This window comes from Actinoplanes sp. M2I2, assembly GCF_023544445.1.
Classification (GTDB): domain Bacteria; phylum Actinomycetota; class Actinomycetes; order Mycobacteriales; family Micromonosporaceae; genus Actinoplanes.
In genome coordinates this window covers 245,247-264,062 of record NZ_JALPVJ010000005.1, presented here as the reverse complement: position 1 = coordinate 264,062, position 18,816 = coordinate 245,247, and the positions used below count along the sequence as shown (strand labels likewise).

The window sequence follows — 18,816 nt, the reverse complement described above, 5'->3', positions numbered from 1 at the left end:
AAGGGCGATACGAGGTCGGCCGGCTCGTCAGCCGCGACGGACGGGCCGTCCCCGTCGTTGTCGATGTTGCTGTGGTCAGGGGCCGCGGTCAGATCGTGGCTGGGCCGGGAAGGGCCGCTGAGGCTCCGAGGTGCTGATCGCTCATGGCGGCTCCAATCCGGCTCGGATGATCGCCCGGACACGGCTCAGGCGGTGAACCAGGACGGTAGGTTGCCGACCACGGCTGCGGCGGCCTGTTCGAGCATGCCGTCGGGCCTAGGTGGCTGGGGGCCACCCCGCTCCGCCATGCGCGCGGACAGCGCGGACCACGTCGATTCGGCTAGCCGAATGGCCTTGTCGGCCTGTCCTTCGATGAGTGTGCCGTGTCGCTTCAGAACCTTGCCGCCGACGAGGACGGTGTCGACGTCGCCGGGGCCGCTCGCCTCGACGATCGTGGCGAACGGGTCGATGATGGGACGCTGCCGGGGTGAATCGTTGCGGACCAGAATGATGTCGGCCTGCTTACCAGGTTCCAGCGATCCGATCCGGTCGGCGAGGCCCAGAGCTTCGGCACCGCCGTGGGTGGCGAGGTGCAGCGCCTCGCGGGTGGTCACGGCGACGCCACGCAGACCGGCCAGGCCGGCTCGGTCCAGCAGGGGCTGGTTGGCGCGTGCGTTCTCGATCTGGCGGGCCAGGCGCATCTGGGCGAACGCGTCGGGGCTGTTGTTGGCTTGGAGGTCCGATCCCAGCCCGACGCGTATGCCGGCGGTGCGGGCACGGGCGAACACCGGGTAGCCGATGCCCATTTGCGCCTCGGACTCCGGGGTCGAGGCGAGAGCGCTACCGGCGCCGGCGAGCAGGGTCATTTCCCGGTCGTCGCTGGCGTTGCCGTGTGCGTACACCTGGTGGGGTCCGAGAAGTCCATCGTGGTCGAGCAGCAGCACTTCGGGCACCCGCTGAGGGCCGGAGGACGCGTTGAGGTGGGTGGTGAGCAGCAGGCCGAGGTCCCGGGCCAGCCGGTACTCCTGCACTGTCATTTCCCACGGCACGTTGAGCAAGTCGTTGGCTGCGAGGCCGAGTGTGATCGTGCCGTCGGAGTGCGCGGCGCGGAGGCGACGCAGGTCCGCCCAGCGTTGCTCCGGCGAGGTGAATGCGGGTGTCCGGGTAGGGACGTCGGTGAGGCCGTAGGCCCAGATCGCCCGGAGGCCGGAGTCGGCGAGACCCTGCAGTGCGGCGTCGGCGTGCGCGGGCGTCACGATGCAGTGAGCATGGTCGAGCACGGTGGTGGTGCCGCCGTCGAGCGCGGCCTGGGCGCCGCCGAACACACCGGCGTAGATGTCGTCGGGAGTGTGCAGCGCGGTGTGGTTGAAGCGGATGCCCCAGGCGAAGTCCAGCAGGTCCCAGTCGGACGTGAGACCGCGCATCGTCGCCTCCCACAGGTGGGCGTGGACGTCGACGAAACCTGGCAGCACGAAGGTGCCGGTGGCGTCGACTGTCTTCGCGCGGGACGAGTCGAGATCGTGCCCGATCGCCGTGATGGCGCCGTCCTGCACGAGGACGTCGGCGCGCTCGAAGGTGCCGGTCAGAGCCGGCCCGACCAGTACCGTGCCGCCGGTGATGAGCAGATGCGGTGATGTCATGGCTGTTCCCTTGAGGTCAGTTGCGAAGGACGTCGGCCACTGCACTCCACCGGGGGGCCGCAAGCGTAGCGGTGGGTAAGGGGACGGTCTTTCCGAAGCCGCTTGTACGACACGGAGATCTCCTCGGGGCGCTTTGGTTAACACCCGTTCACTAGCGTGGTGAGCACATGTTAACCTCAAGCGGTGAACACCTGTCAACCAGAGCGGGCGAAAGGGGGCGACAGAGGTGACACACGCACCTGAAGCGTCGGCCGCCAAGCGCACCCGGCGTGAAGGCGACCAGCTGCGGGGGGAGTTGTTGCAGGCCGCTGCGGCGTTGGCTGCCGGGCCGCGGCCAGTGGCGATCCCGTCGCTGCGGGCGGTGGCCAGGGCCTGCGACGTGTCAGCCGCTGCCGTCTATCGCCACTTCGCGTCCCAGGGCGCGCTGACCAAGGCGTTGCTCACCGCCCAGTACGAGGTCTTCGAGTCGGCTGTGCTGCACGATGACGACCCCGGCGAGGACGCCGGTAACCGGCTACGCCGCCTTGCCCGCGCATATGTGCGCTGGGGCCTTGCCAACCCCGGTATGTACCAACTGCTGTTCGAGAGTGCCGATCAGCTTGGCGACGACGCCGGCCTGGGCGACATGTCTCACGCAGTCACGGAGCTGGTCGAAAATCTGCTGTACGCGTGGCACGCGTCCAGGGAGATGACAATTACTCGGGCTGAAGCCGCATGCCACACCGAGCGCCTCTGGTTCGGCTTGCACGGCATCGCATCGCTGCACATCCACAAACCGGGCCAGCACTGGCAGACAGAGCCGGAAGAAGAAGCCGAACGCTTGGTGGACATCTTCCGGGGTTGATGCCGCAACGGCAGGTGACGTTTCGGGTCTGGGAGGAGTGTCGGGCTACGGCTCGGGGCGCTGGTGTTCTGGGCGCACGAGGTGGCCGAAGCCTGCACGGTTCAGGCGCTGGATGAGGCCGTCTCGGTCGGTCTTCAGGGTTGCGGCGGTGGCGCCCAGGTTCCAGTCGTGTTTGCCCAGCTGGGACAGCAGGTGGCCGCGTCGGGTCTGAGCGGCGGACAGGCGGAAGGTCTTGAGGTACGCCAGCCGGCCGGTGTCGTCGGTGATGGCCTCGCCTATGTGGTTCTCGACCGTGGGGTCGAACGGCGGCAGGAACCGGGTCAGGGCGAAACGGCCCATGCGCTGTACCGGGGTGAAGGTCAGATGTTCCTCGGCGAGCAGTCCTGCGGCACGGAAGGCGTGCTCGTGTGCCCAGTCGGCGCGGGCCTGGCTGATCTGGGCGCGCAGGCCGGACAGGGTGGTGACGCGGGTGTCGTCGAGGCGGACGCTGTGATCGCCGCGGTCGGGGGGCAGGGCGGCGGCGTACTGGAAGATCTGCTCGCCGTAGAGATCCTTCAGCAGGGTGGGGTGCAGGGATCGGTAGTCGTCGGGGTGGGGGACGACGAAAGCGGCAGCGAGGGCGCCGGCGACGTAGAGCAGCACACCGCACTGGCTGGGGTGGATCTCGAAGAGGCGTAGCGCGTCGTCGAGGCCCGCAACCGCGGCGCCGGCGTAGCTGGCCTCCACCCGTGGGGACAGGCCGCGGGTGACCGCGTGCCGCGTCCACTCCTGCCAGGCGATCGGCGGGCCACCGAACTGCAGGGTCAGGTAACCCTCCAGCGCCAGGTGCAGCGGCAGGAATCGCAGGCGCTGCCGGTCCTCGCGGCGCGCCATCCGCCGGCGGAACGGCAGCCGCATGCCCTCGGGGTCCGCACCGGCCGGTTCGCGAAGCTGGGTGCCGTACGCGGCGACCGGCGTGGCGTCGGTCGTCCAAGTTGCCACGAAGGCATGCGGAATGAGCGACACATAGGCCTTCTGCGCCCCGATCGCCACCACCGACTCGTCCTCGGTGTCGTAGAGGCGGGCGTGCAGGCGCAGATCGGTGATCGGATCCGGGCGCAGCAGCGGAACGAGCTGGATCGCTCCCCACGTCTGCGCCGGTGCGGCCGTCAGCCCGGTCAGGTCGATCCCACCGGTGGCGGTCACGGCGTGGCCTCCCGCTGCGGAACGGCTTCCAGGAACTGCTCGACCCGGGCCGCGAGGTGGCCGCGCAGCTCGTCGAATCCGGCGCCGCCGACGGCGAAGCGGGCCAGCTCGACGAGGGCGATGGCGTCCTCGGCGTCGCGGAGGCCGACCGTGGCGACGCCCGGGCCGAGCCGGCGTACGTCGAAGGTGCCGGCGTCGTAGACCGGGTTCAGGTGCACGACGCTCGTCGCGCGGTCCGGGTCGAGGCGGGCGTGCCACACCCGTAGCACCTCGCCGGCCAGGCCCGGCGGATCGTTGTCCCAGCCGTCGGAGACGACGACCAGCCGGTCGGGACGGAGCTCGAGGGCGTCGACGATCCGCTCGCCGAGGCCGGTCGCGCCGGTCGGGTGCACCAGCAGCGGATCGCCGCGGTGGTGCAGCCACAGGCCGGTGTAGTCGGCGGCGAGGGCCTCCAGCAGGAAGTGGGTGGCCAGCGCAACGGCCAGTGGCCGGCGCCGCTTCACGCCGGAGCCGGCGGCGGAGTAGCTGTCGTCGAGAACCGCCACTACCCGGCCCCAGGTGCCCGCCTGGCGGCGCGCCGTTCGCCGGGCGGCCGCCCGCAGCGCCACGGTCAGCTCGTCGCGGCGCGTGGCCCGTGCCGCGCGGGGCAGCGAGAGCGCGTAGACGGCGAGCCGGGTCAGCGGCGTGGTGGCCAGGTCCATGCCGATCGCTTCCACCCCGTGCCGCGTGGCGGTGTCCTGCAGCCGCAGCCGCTCCCCGCCGGTCAGCTTGGGCGCGATGCCCGCCAGAAAACGGGCCCGGTCGATGCCGCGGCGGGCGGCCAGCCCTTCGGCGACGGTGTAGGGCAGGTCGTACAGCGCTCGCTGCTCGAAGTGGGCGCGCCGCCACGTCTCGAGGATCGGCGTTGTGTAGCGCTTCGCGCGGCGCCAGTCGAACAGTGCCGTGCCGACCTCGACCGGCAGGTCCAGATGCGCGTGGCGGGCCGCCGCCGACAGGCCCCGGCGATACTTGATCGCGTCGAACGCCGGGTCGGGCCGCGCCGCCACCCAGTCCCGCACCACTGCCCGGGTGCGCCGGTTGTTGATCCCCAGCCGGCGCAGCCGGTCGAAGACCGCGTACACCCGCTGCGGCGGCAACGCCCGCAGCCGTGCCGCGATCAGCCGGCCCTCCACCGCCCGCTGCCCGGCGGTCGCGTCCCGCGCCGTACGGAGCAGGTTGATCACGATGGTGGCCGCGTTCAGATCGTTGATGTTCAGGGCGAGCGTCGCGGCGTACAGATCGCGGTAGTTGCCGAGCACGTACTCGTGCAGGAAGCCCAGCGAGAAGCGCTGCTCGGCGGCGCCGGAGTGGAACTCGCGCTGAGCGGTCGAGGCGACGGCGGCGTTGACGAACATGATGACGTCCTCGCAGGCCACTCGATCCGCCTGGGACACGACCGCCGACCAACTCTCTGCCGATAGATGGGGCCGGCCGGGGAATGGGGGCACGAACGGCGAAGAATCGCTGCAGATGCGGGTTTCGGAAGTCGTACCGGAGTCCCGCGGCCGGGCCTCGTCACGATATCCAGGCGAAGAGCCGCCCCGCCACCCGATATCGGCCGCGGTTCAGCACGCCAAAAGGAAGCGGCATCGCCCACCCCGGCCGTGCCCTTTCGGCGTGGTGACGAGCGAAGAAAAAATCGAGGAACGGGCGCATCAAGTGAGTCCGAAATCCTCAGCGATGCCGTCGTTCACGTCCGGCGAGTCCCAGTTCTCGGTCGTCTCGACCTGGCCGGCGAGGCTTCCCCGGCCGGCCCCCTGCGAGCTTCGGCGGTGGCGGAGGACCAGTGCTTCCAGCGCTCCCAATTCGGCGGCCAGGGCCGTGCGGCCGGCCGGCGTGATGGCGATCCAGGTGCGCGGCCGGCGGCCCTCGTATCCCTTGGTCACGTCGATCAGGCCGGCGCCCTCGAGGACCGCGAGATGGCGGGAGAGGTTGCCTCCGGTCAGGCTCAGCATGTCGCGCAGATAGGTGAACTCGACCCGCTCGGCTTCCGCCGTGATGGTCAGGACGCCGAGACGATGTCGCTGGTGGACGGTGTCGTCGAGGGCCTGCGTCGGGTGCGGCGGCGGGTCCGCGCCCTTCACGTCGGACGAGTCGGGTGGCGTGGTCATGCGCGGGTTCGGCGGGCCCGTACTGTGGCGACGACGCCGCCGACGAGCAGGACAAGGGCGGGCAGGAGCACAGTCGGAACATATCCGAAGCTCGTGTCGTCGCCGAACGGCACGGTGTTGACATACACCGGAGCCACCGCCAGGAGCGCGATCAGCAGCCCTCCGGTCACGGCGAGCAGGCGGCTGCGTTCCAGCCGGGCCAGGACCAGCAGGCCGACGGCGATCACCAGGATCGGGACGAGCCCGAGGAAGAGCAGCGCGTAGACCGGGCGAAGGGCCGGCCGGACGATGTCCGAGACCGTCGCCGAGGTGCCGATGGCCAGCCAGTTGAGGACCGGGCCGAGCGCCAGCCCGCCGAGCACTCCGAGAACCCCGGCGGTCAGGTAGTTCCGGGTACGGGTCTGCACCCCCACCTTGAGCGCGTGCCGGCGATACCACACCAGCGTGCCGAGGTAGCCGGCCAGCAGGGCGGCGAGCCAGTACCAGCCGATGGCCCCGGAGTGCTGAAGCAGGTCGCCGCCGAGTCCGGCGAGCGCCGGGTCCCCGTGCGAGGCCCTCAGCTCGTCCGGGCCGACGGGGTCGAGGTAGAGCGGCGTCGAGGCGAGCGTCAGCACCCCGAAGACCAGCAAGGGGAACGCGCTCGCCTGCCGGTCACGACGAACGGCTCCCCGTATGCGCGTGAGGTCGGCCAGCAGCTGCTCGGGGTGCCCGGTCTCGCGGTCGCGTGCGAACTCAGCCATCTCACGCCTCCTGTGTGCAGTTGCAATCAGTTTGGATCGCAAACAAGAAAAACACAAGAAGACGCAAACAGGAGGAGCGCAAGAAGACTTAGTAGTGCCCGTTGTTCTGGAAGTAGCTCCAGGCGCCGCAGGGTGTGTCGTAGCGGCCCTTGACGTAGCCCAGGCCCCACTTGATCTGCGTCGCCGGGCTGGTCTTCCAGTCGGAGCCGGCCGACGCCATCTTGCGGCCCGGCAGCGCCTGCGGGATGCCGTAGGCGCCGGAGCTCTTGTTCTCCGCCCGGTAGTTCCAGCCGCTCTCGTGCTTCCACAGCTGGTCGAGGCAGGGGAACTCGGCGATCGGGAAGCCCTTGGCGAGCATCAGGGCGCAGCCGATCTCGCGGCTCCCGGAGTATTCGTTGCAGGAGGACGGGATCGGGCCCTCGTAGGCCTTCGGACCGGACTCCTCTTCCTTCTTGCGCTCCTCGGCCGCCTTCTTGTCGGCGACGACGGCCTTCTCCAGCTTGTGAGCCCGGCCGGCGGCGGTCTTCGCGGCGGCGGCGGCCTTGGCGGCGGCGTTGCCCTCGGCCTCACGCTTCCAGGCGCGGGCCACGGCGTGCTGGGCCTCGTGCTGTTTCAGCAACTGCATGTCGAGGTCGGCCTGGGCGGCGCTCGCCAGGGCCACGCCGACCGGCTCGTCGCCGTGATCCTGACCCATCTGGACACCGGCGAACAGGCCTGCGGCCAGTACGCCGACGGACAGGGCGCGCACACCTACGCGGCTCAAGAGCCCATTCACGAGCATCCCTTTCGTCAGTTGCTCGGAACACCCTGGCGTACCGGAACCGGGAAGGCAACCACTCATGGTGAGCGGTCAGAAAGTGGCCGCAATGGCGGGGACGATGGACGCATGACGATCCCTGACGGTAAGCACACGGTCACTCCCTACGTGGCCGCCAAGGGTGCGGAACGGTTCCTCGCTTTCGTGGAGGCGACCTTCCGGACCGAGCCGCCGCAAAAGGTGGTGAACCCCGACGGCACGATCGGTCACGCCGAGGTGCGGATCGGCGACTCGATCGTGATGGCCTTCGACGCCGACCCGGGCTGGCCGGATCTGCCGGCTCTGCTGAGCGTCTATGTCGACGATGTCGACGGCGTGTTCGCCCGGGCGACCGCGGCCGGGGCGACCGTCGTCACCCCGATCTTCACGTCCCGCATCGTGGGTGACCGGGGCGGCCGCCTGCGTGACCCGGTGGGCAACATCTGGTGGGTGCAGACGCATCTCGCCGAGCCCGATCTCGGCGCTTTCGACGACGCGGAGGAGCGGGAGATCATGCGGAACGCTCAGCGGTCGTTCGCCGACGAGATGGGCCGCCGGGTGGTGTAGCTGAGCGCCACCACGCCGTCGATGACGATCACGAGGCTCCACAGACGGAAGACGTTCCACAGCTGAGCCGTGCGGTCGGCGTCGCCGATCAGCGCCGAGAACAGAAGCAGGATCAGACCCGCGATCCCGTACGCCAGGAGGTGCCGCAGCCACATGCGGCGCTCGTGGACCATGCGCTCGCGGGTGCTTTTCGGGGGCGCCTTGGCCGGTGGTGGCCCGTCGGCGAAGTGGTGCGCGAACCGCCGGTCGGCCCAGCTCAGCATGCGATGGCCGAAGGCGACCGACACGCCGAGGTAGACCGCGGCGAGCGCGTGGCCCAGGTCGGCCTCGCCGCCGCGCCGCAGGTGTGCCGAAGATCGTCGACCATGAGGTCCGTCGCCAGGAGATCGCCACCGCGGTCGGCCGGGTCATCGCCCGCGACGGCGTGGCCGAGCTCTCGATCCGGTCCGTGGCCGCCGAGTCGGGCTGGTCGTCGGGCGCGCTCCGGCACTACTTCGCCACCCGCGGCGAACTGCTCGCCTTCGCCTGTGAGCAGGTCATCGAGCAGGTCACCGCGCGCATCACGACCATGGCGGTGCCCTCCGGCGTACGGGAGGGGGTGCGGGCCGTCCTGCTGGAGACCATGCCGGTCGACGAGCGCCGGCACGCCGAGGCGACGATCGCGTTCTCGTTCCTCGCGCTCGGGCTCGGCGACCCCGCCCTGGCCCGCGTGCACCGGCTTCAATTCACCCAGATGTACGAGTTGTGCCGGCGCCTCGCCGAGCACCTGACGCCCGGCGGCGACGCCGAGACCACCGCGCGCCGGCTGCACGCCCTGGTCGACGGGCTGAGCGTCCACGTGCTCGCCGGGCACCTCACCCCGGACGAGATGGTCGGGCAGCTCGACGACTACCTCGGCGAGCTCACCGCTTGACCCAGGTGGCGATGACCTTGCTGCTCTCGGACGTGAACGGCGTACGCGCCCACGAGTCCCACCGGTGCTCCGGCTCGAGACCGGCGAGGCGCGCCATCAGATCCATCTCGGCCGGCCACAGATAGCGGAACGGCACCGACCAGAACTCACCCCGGCCGTCGTCGTGCAGGGTCACATAGTTCGACGCCATCGCCTGGGTGGCCACGTCGTAGCTGTCGAAACCCCAGCGGCTGGGCGTCACCGTGAACGGCACCAGCGTCTGCCCGGCCGGCAGCTTCCGGAGCTCGGGCACCATCACCTCGATGAGGAAGCGACCACCCGGGCGCAGCTGCGCGGCGGCGTTCGCGAAACACGCCACCTGCGCGTCCTGCGTGGTCAGGTTCATGATCGTGTTGAAGACCAGATAGACCAGGTCGAAATCCCGGGCGCCGACCCGTACGGACGAGAAGTCCCCGATCTCGACGGCGATCGCCGGGTTCTTGTCCCGCAGACGAGTGACCATGGCCCGCGACAGGTCGATGCCGTGCACCGCGACGCCACGCCCGGCCAGCGGCACCGCTATCCGGCCGGTGCCGATCGCGAACTCGAGCGCCCGCCTGCCCGGAGCGGCCAGCTCGGTCAGCACCTCGACTGTCCGGGCGATGACCGCCGGGTCGAACTCGTCGCCGGTCGCGTCGTCATACGTCCGGGCGACGTCCTCGCCGAAATAGCCGTCCGGATCACCCATGGCCGGGACGGTACCGGGACCGGCCCGTCCCCTCGACCGGTTTTCCTACGGCAACTCGATCGGCAGCTTCAGGCCCTCGAGCGCCGACGCGCACGGGCAGGTGCGATCGGCCGGGAGCCGGGTCACGGCGTCCAGCAGGACGTCCCGCAGCCGCGCCGTGTTGTCGGCGAACACCCGGAACACCTCCTCCTGGGTCACGCCGTGATCGCCCTCGACCCCGGCGTCCAGGTCGGTGACCAGGGCGATCGACGTGTAGCAGAGGCCCAGCTCACGGGCCAGCACCGCCTCGGGATGACCGGTCATGTTGATGACGGCGCCACCGATCGCGGTGAACCAGCGGGACTCGGCGCGCGTCGAGAAGCGGGGCCCCTCCACGACGACCATCGTGCCCCCGTCCACGGCGGCGACCGGCTCGGCCGCGGCCAGCACCGCCCGGCGGCCGTCCGGGCAGTACGGGTCGGCGAAGTTCACGTGGATGGCGCCGGTGTCGTAGAACGTCTGCGCCCGCCCGCTCGTCCGGTCGATGAGCTGGTCAGGCACCACGAACGTGCCCGGACCGAGCTCGGGCCGCAGCCCACCGACGGCACAGGGCGCCACGATCTGGCGTACGCCCAGAGCGCGCAGCGCCCACAGATTGGCCCGGTAGGGGATCTTGTGAGGGGGGAAACGGTGGTCGCGCCCGTGCCGGGGCAGGAAGGCCACGCGCCGGTCACCCACCCGGGCGACCGTGATCGGGTCGGAGGGCGCACCGTAGGGCGTGGACACCTCATGCTCGACCGCGCCGTCCAGGAGCTTGTAGAGCCCCGATCCACCGATGACGCCGATCTCCGCCGCTGGGTTCATGGGCAGACCTTATCCGCGGCCGGAATCTCGGGCTAATGTGCGATGCATGGCGTTGGTGGGGACTGCTTATGTATAGCGAGGGGCAGCGGATCGGAGGCCGGTCGATGGAGTCGATGACCGGCCGGCTGCTGGTGGCGACACCGACCCTCAAGGACCCGAACTTCGACCGTACGGTCGTGCTGCTCGTCGCCCACGAAACCGGCGGTGCCCTCGGCGTGGTGCTCAACCGGGCCACCGAGGTGCCCGTCGCCGACGTGCTGGGCGGCTGGGGCGAGCTGGCGGGCGATCCCGCGGTGCTGTTCGAGGGCGGCCCCGTGCAGCCCGAGTCGGCGATCTGCCTGGCCCGCACCCGGCCCGACGTGAAAAAGCGGCTCTCCGGCTTTCACCAGGTGTCCGGGGCGCTGGGCACGGTCGACCTCTCGGCCGATCCCGAGCGCCTGCGCGAGAGCCTCAACGGCATCCGCGTCTTCGCCGGCTACTCGGGCTGGTCGGCCGGCCAACTCGAGGAGGAGATCGCCTCCGGCTCCTGGTTCCTGCTGGACGCCCTGCCCGGCGACCCGTTCATGACCCGCCCCGACGACCTGTGGGCGATGGTCCTGCGCCGCCAGGGCGACATCCTGGCCGCGGTGGCCCACTTCCCGCCCGACCCCACCCTGAACTGAGGGGGTCCCGGCAGACCCCGCTCGCGGGTGTGTAGTATTTCCTCCGTGCCCGGGCGAAACCGGGACGGCAAGGGGCTGTGGCGCAGCTGGTAGCGCACCACACTGGCAGTGTGGGGGTCAGGGGTTCGAGTCCCCTCAGCTCCACCCTTGCGAAAAGGCCCGGACCTCGGTCCGGGCCTTCGCTTTGTGCCAGATCCATGCCGGATCATTCGTAGGCCTTGGCGCGCGCTTCCACGATCAGCGGGTGGATCGCGGTGGTGGCTATCAAGGGGTTTGTCGACCGAGTGGCCGGGGTCAACGGGTCTGGATTCCAGATCCTGGCACGCTTTCGACTAGTAGCGCGTCGTCGGTGATGCGCTCGAGAAAACCTGCTTCTTCGATGCGCCACCGCGACCCGGCACAGTCTGTGAAGAAGACGGTCCACGAACAGCCCTCGTCTGGATGAGGTTGATCGAGGTCGTAGTCCTCCAAATGGCCTTCGAATTCGAAGCGCATCGTCATCGCTTGCTCAGCGCCGACGCGCGGCGAAACATGGCGGGCCCCACAGTCATGCCGTTCTCGAGTTTTTTCGTCCCGGCCGGGCTGACAACTTCGCCGTCAGGACCTTGAACCAGAATGCGAACGTTCCGGATGGCTCTGTCCGACTCGTTGTGAACGGTGAATATCCAGTCGACAATCTTGACGCCTGCCCCGCCCTCCGAGTGGTGCTCAACTGAAATCGACCGCGCGTGCGCACTCTCAGCGTGAAGTCGGAGCCGTTCGGCCTCATGTCTGGATCTACGTTCGACCTTCCGCTCGCGCTTGTACTGAAAGCCGATGAAGAGCAAGGCCCCGGTTGCGCCAAGCGCTTGAACCCAGTCCGGCGCATTGCCCCAGTCAACATCCACCTGACCATCATCAGGCCTTTGCTCGGGTCTGGCGGGTAAGACGAACTTCGTGCCAGATCCGTGGGGTCGATCCCTCCAGCTCCAGCCCGAAAACACCCGGACAGACGTCCGGGTGTTTTCTATCCGGCCGCCTCCTCAGCGGGCTGCGACCTTGGTGAGCGCTCGACCGGCCGAGCCGATCACGAGCACCCCGATCAGGACCGCCACGACGACGAGGCCGGCGATCAGGTACGAACCGGTGGCCGCGACCGCGCCGAAGACGCCGATGGACAGCAGCGACCCGAAGGCGCCGATCGACAGCACGGAGCCGAACGAGCCGATCGACAAGATCGACAGGACCGAGCCCCACCGCGGTTGCAAGCGGTTACGTGACCCAGCAGACGGCGTCGATGGGCCCGGAGCGGGGAAGGCTGAACTCATGAGGAATGAGCAGCAAGCCAGGATCGCTGACGGGAACGGGTTCTTCGCCGCCTTGGATCAGAGCGGCGGCAGCACACCGAAGGCTCTGGCGCTGTACGGGGTGCCCGAGTCGGCGTACTCGGGCGAACGCGAGATGTTCGACCTCATGCACGCCTTCCGTGCGCGGATCATCGCGTCGCCGGCCTTCACCGGGGAGCGGGTGCTCGGGGCGATCCTGTTCGAGCAGACGATGGACCGGGACGTCGACGGGGTGAGCACCCCCGACTATCTCTGGCAGCGCAAAGGCATCGTGCCGTTCGTCAAGGTGGACGAGGGCCTGGCCGACGAGGGCGACGGCGTACGGCTGATGAAGCCGTTCACGCGGCTCGACGGGCTGCTCGAACGGGCCGTCGAGCGGCGGGTCTTCGGCACCAAGATGCGGTCGTTCGTCAGCCGGGCCGACACCTCGGGGATCGGGGCCGTGCTCGATCAGCAGTTCGGCTACGCGCGGCAGATCCTCGGCGCCGGGCTGGTGCCCATCCTCGAGCCCGAGGTCGACATCCACAGCGACGGCAAGCAGCAGGCCGAGGAGCTGCTCAAGCGCGGCATCCTGGAACGCCTGGCCGACCTGGACGAGCCGGTCATGCTCAAGCTCTCCCTGCCCAGCGTCGACGACTTCTACAGCGACCTCATCGCCCATCCCAAGGTGCTGCGCGTCGTCGCCCTCTCCGGCGGTTACAACCAGCAGGAGGCCGACGAACGGCTCGACCGCAACCACGGGCTGATCGCCAGCTTCTCCCGGGCGCTGATGCAGGACCTGCGGTACCAGCAGAGTGACGAAGAATTCAACCGGACGCTGGACGTTGCCGTTCAGGCCATCTTTCGAGCCTCGGTCGGACCGTGAAGATCCAGTAGGTTCGGTTGGTGATCATCATTCTGGACCTGGAGTTCACGGCGTGGGAGGGCTCGCAGGAGCACGGCTGGTCACGGCCCGGCGAGTTCCGTGAGGTCGTGCAGATCGGCGCCCTGCGGGTCGACACCGACACCCTCGGGGCCACCGGCGAGTTCAACGAGCTGGTGCGGCCGGAACGCAACCCGTCGCTCTCCGGCTACTTCCAGGATCTGACCGGCATCACCCAGGCGGCGGTCGACGAGCGGGGGTTGCCGTTCCCGGACGCGCTCGACGCTTTCCTCGACTTCTGCGACGACCACTACGTTCTCTCGTACGGCAATGACATGGTCATCCTCGGCGAGAACCTCGTGCTCCAGGTGCCCCAGGGCCGCACACCGAAGCGCGGGCTGCCACCGTTCGTCAACATCCGGACCTACTTCAACCGGGTGCTGCCGGCGACCATCGGCCTCTCGTCCGGCCGCCTCGCCTTCGAGCTGGGCCTGGCCGCCCGCCTCGACCGGGAGCACGACGCCCTGGCCGACTGCTACTCGATCCTCGAGACGCTGCGGCACCTGCGGGAGTCCGGGCACTCGCTGATCGAGCTCTGACCGTCTCGAGATCGGTGACCCGGCGGCCGGGCCGGTCCTGAACGGACGGTCGTCAGCGGCCGGCCGAGAGCAGGAGCCAGTTGACCCGCCGCATCATCTCGTGGGACGTGAAGGGCTTGGGCAGGTAGTCGTCGGCGCCGGCGGCCAGGCCCAGCTCGCGGTCGTGGTCGTCGCCGTTGCCGCTGATCATCAGGACGGGGATCTCGGCCGTGCACGCGGTCGCGTGCAGGCGGTTGCAGACGGTCAGGCCGTCGATCTGCGGCATCGTGACGTCGAGGATGATGACCCGGGGGCGGCGCTCGATGGCCAGGCTCAGGGCCGACCGGCCGTTGTCGGCGGTCAGCGTGCGATAGCCGGCGACCTGCAGACGGAACTCGATCACGTCGCGCACGTCGTCATCGTCGTCGGCGATCAGGATGCTGGGGGACAGCGGCGCCGCGATCGGGGCTGAGGACATGGCGCGGAGAAAGGCGTCGGTTTCCAGCGGCGGTGCGGTGAGCACGGTCATTTCTCTCTACCTCCTGTTACGACAAACGGCTGGGGAGTGCCGGGCGGTTCAGCGGGAGGCCGCGCGGCGTTCGGCGAGGATTTCGCGCAGCTCGGTGACGACGCGACGGGGTGACAGCGGTTTCGCCAGGTAGCGGTCGGCTCCCGCCGCCAGGCCGGCTTCGACGTCGTGGGCCCGGGTGTCGCCCGACATCACCACGATCGCCAGGTCGCGGCCGGCCGGGTCGAGACGGGCCCGGCGGCACAGTTCGAGCCCGTTGACCGCCGGCATCCGCACGTCGGTGATCAGGCCGGCGGGCCGGGCGACCTGCAGGATGCGCGCCGCGGTGTGCCCGTCCTTGGCGGTGACGGCGCGGAAGCCGGCGGACTCCAGCGTCACGGTGAGCAGGTCACGGATGTCGCTGTCGTCCTCGGCGACGAGGATGAGGTCGGTCGTCATAAGTGTCCTTTCCGGTGGGACACCTCGCTCATCGGCGCGGCCGGCGCGGGCGAGAGGAAAACGGGCCGGGGATTCGCCGGTGGTGAAATTTCCTGTCGCCCGGCCCCGGGCAGCAGCCAGGATCGCGGGATGGTGACCTTTGCGCTGCAGGCCCTGCCCGAAACCGCCGCCGGCTGGCTCGATCTCGCCCGGAACGCCGAGGAGATCGGCTTCGAGGCGCTCAACGTCCCCGACCACCCCGGGTCGTGCGCCTCGCCGTTCGTGGCGCTGGCCGCCGCGGCCGCGGTGACGTCCCGGATCCGCCTGCGGTCGTACGTGTCGAACGCCGGGGTCCGGGAGCCGCTGTTGCTGGCCTCGGATGTGGCCACGCTGGACGTCGTCTCGGGTGGGCGCGCCGGGCTGGGGCTGGGGGCGGGGCACACGCCGGCCGAGTGGGCGGCGGTCGGCCGGGTGCGGCCGGACGTGAACGGCCGGATCGATCACTGCATCGCGGTCGCCGAGGCGACCACCCGCATGCTGGCCGGCGACGGACTGGAGAAGCCGCGTCCGGTGCAGGACAGGGTGCCGCTGCTGATCGGCGGGGGCAACACCCGGCTGTTGCGCTGGGCTTCGGAGCACGCCGACCTGATCGGCCTCTCCGGTCTGGGGCGCACGCTCTCCGACGGGCACCGGCACACGACGCGCTGGCGGCGCGACCAGGTCGACGCCCAGGTCGAGCTGTGCGGTGACAAGCCGGTCGAGGCCCTGGTCCAGCGGTTCGAGGTCACCGACGACGGTGGTGCGGCCTACTCCGCGTACGCGAAGGAGGCGGACACCGACGAGGCCGACCTGGTGGCCTGCCCGTACGTCCTGATCGGCACCCAGGGCGAGATCGCCGCCAAGCTGCGGCAGGTGGAGAACCGGTGGGGGATCAGCCGTTTCGCGGTGCGGCCGCCGGCGATCGAGGGGGTCGCCGGGATCCTACGAGCGGGTCACTGATCCTCGAAGAGCTCGGCTTCCACCCGGGCGCGGTAGTCGACGTAAATCTGCCGGTAGCGCTCGAGGGCGCCCCGGCGGTCGCCCTCGGTGAGCAGCCGCACGATCGCGTCGTGTCCCTCGATCCAGATGCTCCACAGGCCGCTCTCGGCGGTCATCGCGAGGATGCGCATGGTGCGGGCGACCACCAGGTCCACCATGGACTGCAGTTCCCGGTTGCCGCTGGCCAGAATGACGATCGAGCTGAAGTCGGCGCCGGCCGCCCCGGCCGCCAGCACGTTGCCGGCCGCGAGGGCCTCGACGAACTCGGCCTGGCGCTGACGCAACAGCTCGATGTGCGTGTCGGTGAGGTTGTCGACGCCCCACTCGAAGCCGGCGCAGGCCAGCACGCTCATCACGTCGATCAGCTCGAGCGCGTTCTTCTGGGTGACCCGGGTGACGTGCCGGGTGCGGTTGGGCGCGATGTCGATCAGGCCCTCGACGCTGAGCTGAGCTATCGCTTCGCGTACGGGCGTGATGCTGACACCGAGGCGGGCGGCGAGCTCGGCATCCTTGATGAGCGTGCCGGGGGGCAGCTCTCCGGTGACGATCTCGTTACGCAACTGGCGGACGACCGCTGCGGTACGGGTCGGTGGGACCGCGTAAGACATACGGGCAGGGTACTCAGGGTGACAATGGAGTCCACCGACCGCCCACCCGGTTCACCCCACCGCGCAGAGATCGGTGCGGTCCCGCTTGGCGCTGTCCGAGAGGTCGGCAGTGGTGCAGAAGGCGGTGACCGTGAGGTTCGCCGTGGCTTCTTCGTCGTCTGACATCGTGACCGCTTCCACCAGGACGGCCCGGCTCTGCGTCTCCTGGAGCTGCACGAGGAACCGGCTGAGGTTGGCGAGTTTCCCGGAGGAGATGGTGAGCGAGATGGGCACTTCGACCGCCGCCGGCACCTGGGTCGAGGCGGTGGTGCCGCCGATACTGACCTGGCTGACCTTGACGTCGGTCGCGGCTCCGGCGTCCTGCAGCGCCCGCAGGAAGACCGGCATGCCGTAGGTCTCGGGCAGGTGGGTCACCAGGGAGTCGAGCTGCGCCTGGTAGGTGGCCTTCTTCGCGTTCTGGTCCTTGAGCGCGGCCACCTCCTTGCGCAACTGGGTCAGCTGGATGGACGCGTCCTCGGCGGACGCCTGCACCTCGTCGGCCTCCGCGAACTTGGGCGAGATGGCGAGGAGCCAGGCGGCGGCCACGAGAATGACGATCGCGACCATCCCGCCGATGAGCCAGATCCGGTTCGCACGCCGGGCATCCATCAGTTGCCGCCGGTCGGGGCGCAGGCGGTGGTGAACCGGCCACAGAGGGCAGCCGCCGTGAACTTGGCCGTGAGGGCGTACGTGACCTCGGGGCTGCCTTGCGCCTCGAAGGCCGTCGTCAGATAGGGGTCGGTCACACCCTTGTGCTTGGCGAGCAGGTCGAGGAACGCGGCGGCGTGCTTCTTGTCCGGCGCCTTGCCGGTGATCGCGAGCGTCGCGACGGCCCGGGTCGCGTCGGGGGCGGCGCCGGCCGGGGTGCCCGGCGCGGCGCCGGCGTCTTCGATAAGGTTCCCGGAGATCGAGTCGATGGTGACATCGGCCTCCGTGGCGTCGGCGCGCAGCCGGTCGGTGTCGGTGGCCCACGGCAGGTCCAGGGCCATCAGCGCCTTGAGATTCTGCTGCACGGTCTTCACGTCGGTGATGGTCCCGGTGACCGCGGAGTTCCTCTTCTTCTCGTTCTGGGCGCGGGCCACCTGATCGGTGGCCATCGTCAGGTTCTCGTTCGCGGTGTCGAGCTGGTGGACCGCGACCATGTACCAGCCGCCGAGCCCGGCCACGACGGCGAGCACCGCGCCGATCAGCACGAACCGGGTGCGGCGGGCGCTGCGACCGGCCCGGATCTCCTCGGGCAGCAGGTTGGCCCGGATCGTCAGGACCCGGGAGGCCTGGGCCGGGGAGATCGCCGGGTCGACCGGCATCAGGGCGGTTTGGGTGGTGGTCATCAGGCTGCCGCTCCCAGGGTCAGGCCGATCGACACCGCGGCCGAGGGCACGAAACTGTCGAAGCCGCGTTCACGGCCCTTGCGGGTGTCGCGCAGGCGGCTGGCGGCGTCGGCGTACATGACGGTGATCCGCAACTGGTTCTGCAGGTGCTCGGCCAGGCCGGGCATCAACGCGCTGCCGCCGCACAGGGCGAGCCGGGTGACCTGCAGGTGGCGCTCACTCGAGGCCAGATAGGTGAACGAGCTGCGCAGCTCGCTGACCAGCGGGCGGACCGCCTCCTCGGCGGCTTCCACCCCGTCCGGCCGGCCGTCACCGTGCAGGCCGTACCGGCGCTTGAGCTCCTCGGCCTCGGGCTGGGGGACGCCGAGGCGGGTGGCGATGCTGTCGGTGATCTCCTGGCCGCCACGCGGCACGGTCCGCACGATCAGCGGCTGGCCGTCGGCGTGCACGACCAGGCTCGTGACGTCGAGGCCGATGTCGACGATCGCCTCGATCTGGGTGTCCAGCCGCGAGGCGGCGCGCAGCAGCGCGAACGAGGCCAGGTCGACCGACTTCACGTGCAGGCCGGCCTTCTCGACGGCCTCGATCGCGTTCATCACCGCCTCCTTGGGCACGGCGATGAGCAGACCCCGCACGGTCGGGTTGTCGCCCGGCTCCTCGAGCGGATAGAAGTCGAGCAGCGAGCGCTCGACGGCCAGCGGGAGCGCGTCCTTCACCTGGAACGGCAGGGCCTGGCGCATCTCCTTGGCCGGCAGGTTGGACACCGACATCTCGCGGACCACCAGCTGCGGGTTGGTCACGCCGAGGTTGACGTTCTTGGTGCCGAACTTGCAGGCCGCCCAGAGCTGCTTGAGGGCCGAGGCGACCATGACGGTGTCCTGGACAGCGCCGCCGGTGACCGCGCCGGGCGGCAGCGGGACCTGGCCGAAGTTGGACAACGTGTAGTCGTCCTTGGCCCGCCGGACCTCGACGGCCCGGATGGAGGACGTGCCGATGTCCAGCCCGATCGGGATGACGCCAGCCATCGGTCTCCTTCCTTGCGA

At 69.8% G+C, this 18,816-nt stretch carries 25 protein-coding genes and 1 tRNA gene; 8 read left to right on the top strand and 18 right to left on the bottom strand.

Annotated elements, in window-relative coordinates; genetic code table 11:
• Window positions 1-185: 185 nt before the first annotated feature.
• On the bottom strand, window positions 186-1,619 hold the full coding sequence (locus HJC40_RS12195) for an amidohydrolase family protein (RefSeq protein ID WP_250001000.1): 1,434 nt from the start codon (window positions 1,617-1,619) through the stop codon (window positions 186-188).
• Between the two features lie 226 nt (window positions 1,620-1,845).
• Here HJC40_RS12195 and HJC40_RS12190 point away from each other — a divergent pair, with 226 nt between their 5' ends.
• On the top strand, window positions 1,846-2,463 hold the full coding sequence (locus tag HJC40_RS12190) for a TetR/AcrR family transcriptional regulator (protein ID WP_250000999.1): 618 nt from the start codon (window positions 1,846-1,848) through the stop codon (window positions 2,461-2,463).
• A gap of 45 nt (window positions 2,464-2,508) precedes the next feature.
• On the opposite strand, the gene HJC40_RS12185 is transcribed toward HJC40_RS12190, so the two are convergent.
• The 5 genes from HJC40_RS12185 to HJC40_RS12165 all read right to left on the bottom strand — a co-directional run bounded on the left by HJC40_RS12185 (window position 2,509) and on the right by HJC40_RS12165 (window position 7,313).
• Entirely contained in the window at window positions 2,509-3,648 is a 1,140-nt protein-coding gene (locus tag HJC40_RS12185) for a hypothetical protein (protein WP_250001556.1), read from the bottom strand.
• Window positions 3,645-5,042 carry a hypothetical protein gene (locus HJC40_RS12180; RefSeq protein ID WP_250000998.1) on the bottom strand — a complete coding sequence of 466 codons (1,398 nt, stop codon included), beginning with the start codon at window positions 5,040-5,042 and terminating at the stop codon, window positions 3,645-3,647. Before HJC40_RS12180 ends, HJC40_RS12185 begins: the two co-directional genes overlap by 4 nt.
• Window positions 5,043-5,342: 300 nt before the next feature.
• The gene (locus HJC40_RS12175; protein WP_308200886.1) at window positions 5,343-5,798 is read right to left on the bottom strand and encodes a transcriptional regulator; all 456 of its coding nucleotides are present in this window, start codon (window positions 5,796-5,798) and stop codon (window positions 5,343-5,345) included.
• Complete coding sequence (locus tag HJC40_RS12170) at window positions 5,795-6,538, bottom strand: hypothetical protein (RefSeq protein ID WP_250000997.1); 744 nt, start codon at window positions 6,536-6,538, stop codon at window positions 5,795-5,797. Before HJC40_RS12170 ends, HJC40_RS12175 begins: the two co-directional genes overlap by 4 nt.
• 88 nt (window positions 6,539-6,626) lie before the next feature.
• A complete protein-coding gene (locus tag HJC40_RS12165; protein WP_250000996.1) occupies window positions 6,627-7,313 on the bottom strand; it encodes a lytic transglycosylase domain-containing protein in 687 nt (228 codons plus the stop codon).
• A 111-nt stretch (window positions 7,314-7,424) separates the two neighbouring features.
• Between HJC40_RS12165 and HJC40_RS12160 the strand changes: the two genes are divergently transcribed.
• Window positions 7,425-7,901: a glyoxalase/bleomycin resistance/extradiol dioxygenase family protein gene (locus HJC40_RS12160; RefSeq protein WP_250000995.1), complete on the top strand. Its 477-nt coding sequence runs from the start codon at window positions 7,425-7,427 to the stop codon at window positions 7,899-7,901.
• On the opposite strand, the gene HJC40_RS12155 is transcribed toward HJC40_RS12160, so the two are convergent.
• Window positions 7,859-8,188, bottom strand: coding sequence for a hypothetical protein (locus HJC40_RS12155; RefSeq protein WP_250000994.1), 330 nt, complete (start codon window positions 8,186-8,188; stop codon window positions 7,859-7,861). The genes HJC40_RS12160 and HJC40_RS12155 overlap by 43 nt on opposite strands.
• A 59-nt stretch (window positions 8,189-8,247) precedes the next feature.
• On the opposite strand from HJC40_RS12155, the gene HJC40_RS46105 reads away from it, so the two are divergent.
• Window positions 8,248-8,814 carry a TetR/AcrR family transcriptional regulator gene (locus tag HJC40_RS46105; protein ID WP_250000993.1) on the top strand — a complete coding sequence of 189 codons (567 nt, stop codon included), beginning with the start codon at window positions 8,248-8,250 and terminating at the stop codon, window positions 8,812-8,814.
• On the opposite strand, the gene HJC40_RS12145 is transcribed toward HJC40_RS46105, so the two are convergent.
• Together HJC40_RS12145 and HJC40_RS12140 are read right to left on the bottom strand one after the other, a co-directional pair.
• The gene (locus tag HJC40_RS12145; RefSeq protein WP_250000992.1) at window positions 8,804-9,541 is read right to left on the bottom strand and encodes a class I SAM-dependent methyltransferase; all 738 of its coding nucleotides are present in this window, start codon (window positions 9,539-9,541) and stop codon (window positions 8,804-8,806) included. The two genes, HJC40_RS46105 and HJC40_RS12145, sit on opposite strands and share 11 nt — an antisense overlap.
• 45 nt (window positions 9,542-9,586) lie before the next feature.
• Window positions 9,587-10,384 carry an S-methyl-5'-thioadenosine phosphorylase gene (locus tag HJC40_RS12140; RefSeq protein WP_250000991.1) on the bottom strand — a complete coding sequence of 266 codons (798 nt, stop codon included), beginning with the start codon at window positions 10,382-10,384 and terminating at the stop codon, window positions 9,587-9,589.
• Between the two features lie 68 nt (window positions 10,385-10,452).
• On the opposite strand from HJC40_RS12140, the gene HJC40_RS12135 reads away from it, so the two are divergent.
• Complete coding sequence (locus HJC40_RS12135; protein WP_250000990.1) at window positions 10,453-11,046, top strand: YqgE/AlgH family protein; 594 nt, start codon at window positions 10,453-10,455, stop codon at window positions 11,044-11,046.
• Window positions 11,047-11,117: 71 nt separating this feature from the next.
• Window positions 11,118-11,190, top strand: a tRNA-Ala gene (locus HJC40_RS12130).
• Window positions 11,191-11,340: 150 nt separating this feature from the next.
• Here the strand turns inward: HJC40_RS12130 and HJC40_RS12125 are convergent.
• The 3 genes from HJC40_RS12125 to HJC40_RS12115 form a co-directional block, all read right to left on the bottom strand.
• The gene (locus HJC40_RS12125) at window positions 11,341-11,547 is read right to left on the bottom strand and encodes a hypothetical protein (protein ID WP_250000989.1); all 207 of its coding nucleotides are present in this window, start codon (window positions 11,545-11,547) and stop codon (window positions 11,341-11,343) included.
• Window positions 11,544-11,933: a hypothetical protein gene (locus HJC40_RS12120; protein WP_250000988.1), complete on the bottom strand. Its 390-nt coding sequence runs from the start codon at window positions 11,931-11,933 to the stop codon at window positions 11,544-11,546. Before HJC40_RS12120 ends, HJC40_RS12125 begins: the two co-directional genes overlap by 4 nt.
• Before the next feature lie 135 nt (window positions 11,934-12,068).
• Window positions 12,069-12,293, bottom strand: coding sequence for a hypothetical protein (locus tag HJC40_RS12115; protein WP_250000987.1), 225 nt, complete (start codon window positions 12,291-12,293; stop codon window positions 12,069-12,071).
• A 58-nt stretch (window positions 12,294-12,351) separates the two neighbouring features.
• On the opposite strand from HJC40_RS12115, the gene HJC40_RS12110 reads away from it, so the two are divergent.
• Both HJC40_RS12110 and HJC40_RS12105 read left to right on the top strand, forming a co-directional pair.
• Window positions 12,352-13,236, top strand: a complete 885-nt coding sequence (locus HJC40_RS12110; protein WP_250000986.1) for a fructose bisphosphate aldolase — start codon at window positions 12,352-12,354, stop codon at window positions 13,234-13,236.
• 20 nt (window positions 13,237-13,256) lie between these two features.
• Window positions 13,257-13,832, top strand: a complete 576-nt coding sequence (locus HJC40_RS12105; protein ID WP_250000985.1) for a 3'-5' exonuclease — start codon at window positions 13,257-13,259, stop codon at window positions 13,830-13,832.
• Between the two features lie 52 nt (window positions 13,833-13,884).
• Here HJC40_RS12105 and HJC40_RS12100 read toward each other — a convergent pair whose 3' ends face one another.
• Both HJC40_RS12100 and HJC40_RS12095 read right to left on the bottom strand, forming a co-directional pair.
• Window positions 13,885-14,340, bottom strand: coding sequence for a PleD family two-component system response regulator (locus tag HJC40_RS12100; RefSeq protein WP_250000984.1), 456 nt, complete (start codon window positions 14,338-14,340; stop codon window positions 13,885-13,887).
• A gap of 48 nt (window positions 14,341-14,388) precedes the next feature.
• A complete protein-coding gene (locus tag HJC40_RS12095; RefSeq protein WP_250000983.1) occupies window positions 14,389-14,778 on the bottom strand; it encodes a response regulator in 390 nt (129 codons plus the stop codon).
• A gap of 129 nt (window positions 14,779-14,907) precedes the next feature.
• Here HJC40_RS12095 and HJC40_RS12090 point away from each other — a divergent pair, with 129 nt between their 5' ends.
• Complete coding sequence (locus HJC40_RS12090; RefSeq protein WP_250000982.1) at window positions 14,908-15,756, top strand: LLM class flavin-dependent oxidoreductase; 849 nt, start codon at window positions 14,908-14,910, stop codon at window positions 15,754-15,756.
• Here the strand turns inward: HJC40_RS12090 and HJC40_RS12085 are convergent.
• The 4 genes from HJC40_RS12085 to pilM are packed head-to-tail and all read right to left on the bottom strand — an operon-like array spanning window position 15,750 to window position 18,798.
• Entirely contained in the window at window positions 15,750-16,403 is a 654-nt protein-coding gene (locus HJC40_RS12085) for a GntR family transcriptional regulator (RefSeq protein ID WP_250000981.1), read from the bottom strand. The two genes, HJC40_RS12090 and HJC40_RS12085, sit on opposite strands and share 7 nt — an antisense overlap.
• A gap of 51 nt (window positions 16,404-16,454) precedes the next feature.
• Window positions 16,455-17,051 carry a type 4a pilus biogenesis protein PilO gene (gene pilO, locus HJC40_RS12080; RefSeq protein WP_250000980.1) on the bottom strand — a complete coding sequence of 199 codons (597 nt, stop codon included), beginning with the start codon at window positions 17,049-17,051 and terminating at the stop codon, window positions 16,455-16,457.
• Window positions 17,051-17,773 (bottom strand): hypothetical protein, encoded by a 723-nt coding sequence (locus HJC40_RS12075; protein WP_250000979.1) that lies wholly within the window; start codon window positions 17,771-17,773, stop codon window positions 17,051-17,053. The genes pilO and HJC40_RS12075 overlap by 1 nt, the downstream gene beginning before the upstream one ends.
• Window positions 17,773-18,798, bottom strand: a complete 1,026-nt coding sequence (gene pilM, locus HJC40_RS12070; protein ID WP_250000978.1) for a type IV pilus assembly protein PilM — start codon at window positions 18,796-18,798, stop codon at window positions 17,773-17,775. Before pilM ends, HJC40_RS12075 begins: the two co-directional genes overlap by 1 nt.
• Window positions 18,799-18,816 lie beyond the last annotated feature (18 nt).

Excerpts from the sequence above, each read along its gene's own strand:
- HJC40_RS12135 (WP_250000990.1), top strand. The coding sequence starts at position 10,453 with ATGTATAGCGAGGGGCAGCGGATCGGAGGCCGGTCGATGGAGTCGATG.
- HJC40_RS12125 (WP_250000989.1), bottom strand. The coding sequence starts at position 11,547 with ATGACGATGCGCTTCGAATTCGAAGGCCATTTGGAGGACTACGACCTC.
- HJC40_RS12175 (WP_308200886.1), bottom strand. The coding sequence starts at position 5,798 with ATGACCACGCCACCCGACTCGTCCGACGTGAAGGGCGCGGACCCGCCG.
- pilO (WP_250000980.1), bottom strand. The coding sequence starts at position 17,051 with ATGGATGCCCGGCGTGCGAACCGGATCTGGCTCATCGGCGGGATGGTC.
- HJC40_RS12090 (WP_250000982.1), top strand. The coding sequence starts at position 14,908 with ATGGTGACCTTTGCGCTGCAGGCCCTGCCCGAAACCGCCGCCGGCTGG.
- HJC40_RS12180 (WP_250000998.1), bottom strand. The coding sequence starts at position 5,042 with ATGTTCGTCAACGCCGCCGTCGCCTCGACCGCTCAGCGCGAGTTCCAC.
- HJC40_RS12095 (WP_250000983.1), bottom strand. The coding sequence starts at position 14,778 with ATGACGACCGACCTCATCCTCGTCGCCGAGGACGACAGCGACATCCGT.
- HJC40_RS12110 (WP_250000986.1), top strand. The coding sequence starts at position 12,352 with ATGAGGAATGAGCAGCAAGCCAGGATCGCTGACGGGAACGGGTTCTTC.
- HJC40_RS12100 (WP_250000984.1), bottom strand. The coding sequence starts at position 14,340 with ATGACCGTGCTCACCGCACCGCCGCTGGAAACCGACGCCTTTCTCCGC.
- HJC40_RS12195 (WP_250001000.1), bottom strand. The coding sequence starts at position 1,619 with ATGACATCACCGCATCTGCTCATCACCGGCGGCACGGTACTGGTCGGG.
- pilM (WP_250000978.1), bottom strand. The coding sequence starts at position 18,798 with ATGGCTGGCGTCATCCCGATCGGGCTGGACATCGGCACGTCCTCCATC.
- HJC40_RS12145 (WP_250000992.1), bottom strand. The coding sequence starts at position 9,541 with ATGGGTGATCCGGACGGCTATTTCGGCGAGGACGTCGCCCGGACGTAT.
- HJC40_RS12075 (WP_250000979.1), bottom strand. The coding sequence starts at position 17,773 with ATGACCACCACCCAAACCGCCCTGATGCCGGTCGACCCGGCGATCTCC.
- HJC40_RS12160 (WP_250000995.1), top strand. The coding sequence starts at position 7,425 with ATGACGATCCCTGACGGTAAGCACACGGTCACTCCCTACGTGGCCGCC.
- HJC40_RS12085 (WP_250000981.1), bottom strand. The coding sequence starts at position 16,403 with ATGTCTTACGCGGTCCCACCGACCCGTACCGCAGCGGTCGTCCGCCAG.
- HJC40_RS12170 (WP_250000997.1), bottom strand. The coding sequence starts at position 6,538 with ATGGCTGAGTTCGCACGCGACCGCGAGACCGGGCACCCCGAGCAGCTG.
- HJC40_RS12140 (WP_250000991.1), bottom strand. The coding sequence starts at position 10,384 with ATGAACCCAGCGGCGGAGATCGGCGTCATCGGTGGATCGGGGCTCTAC.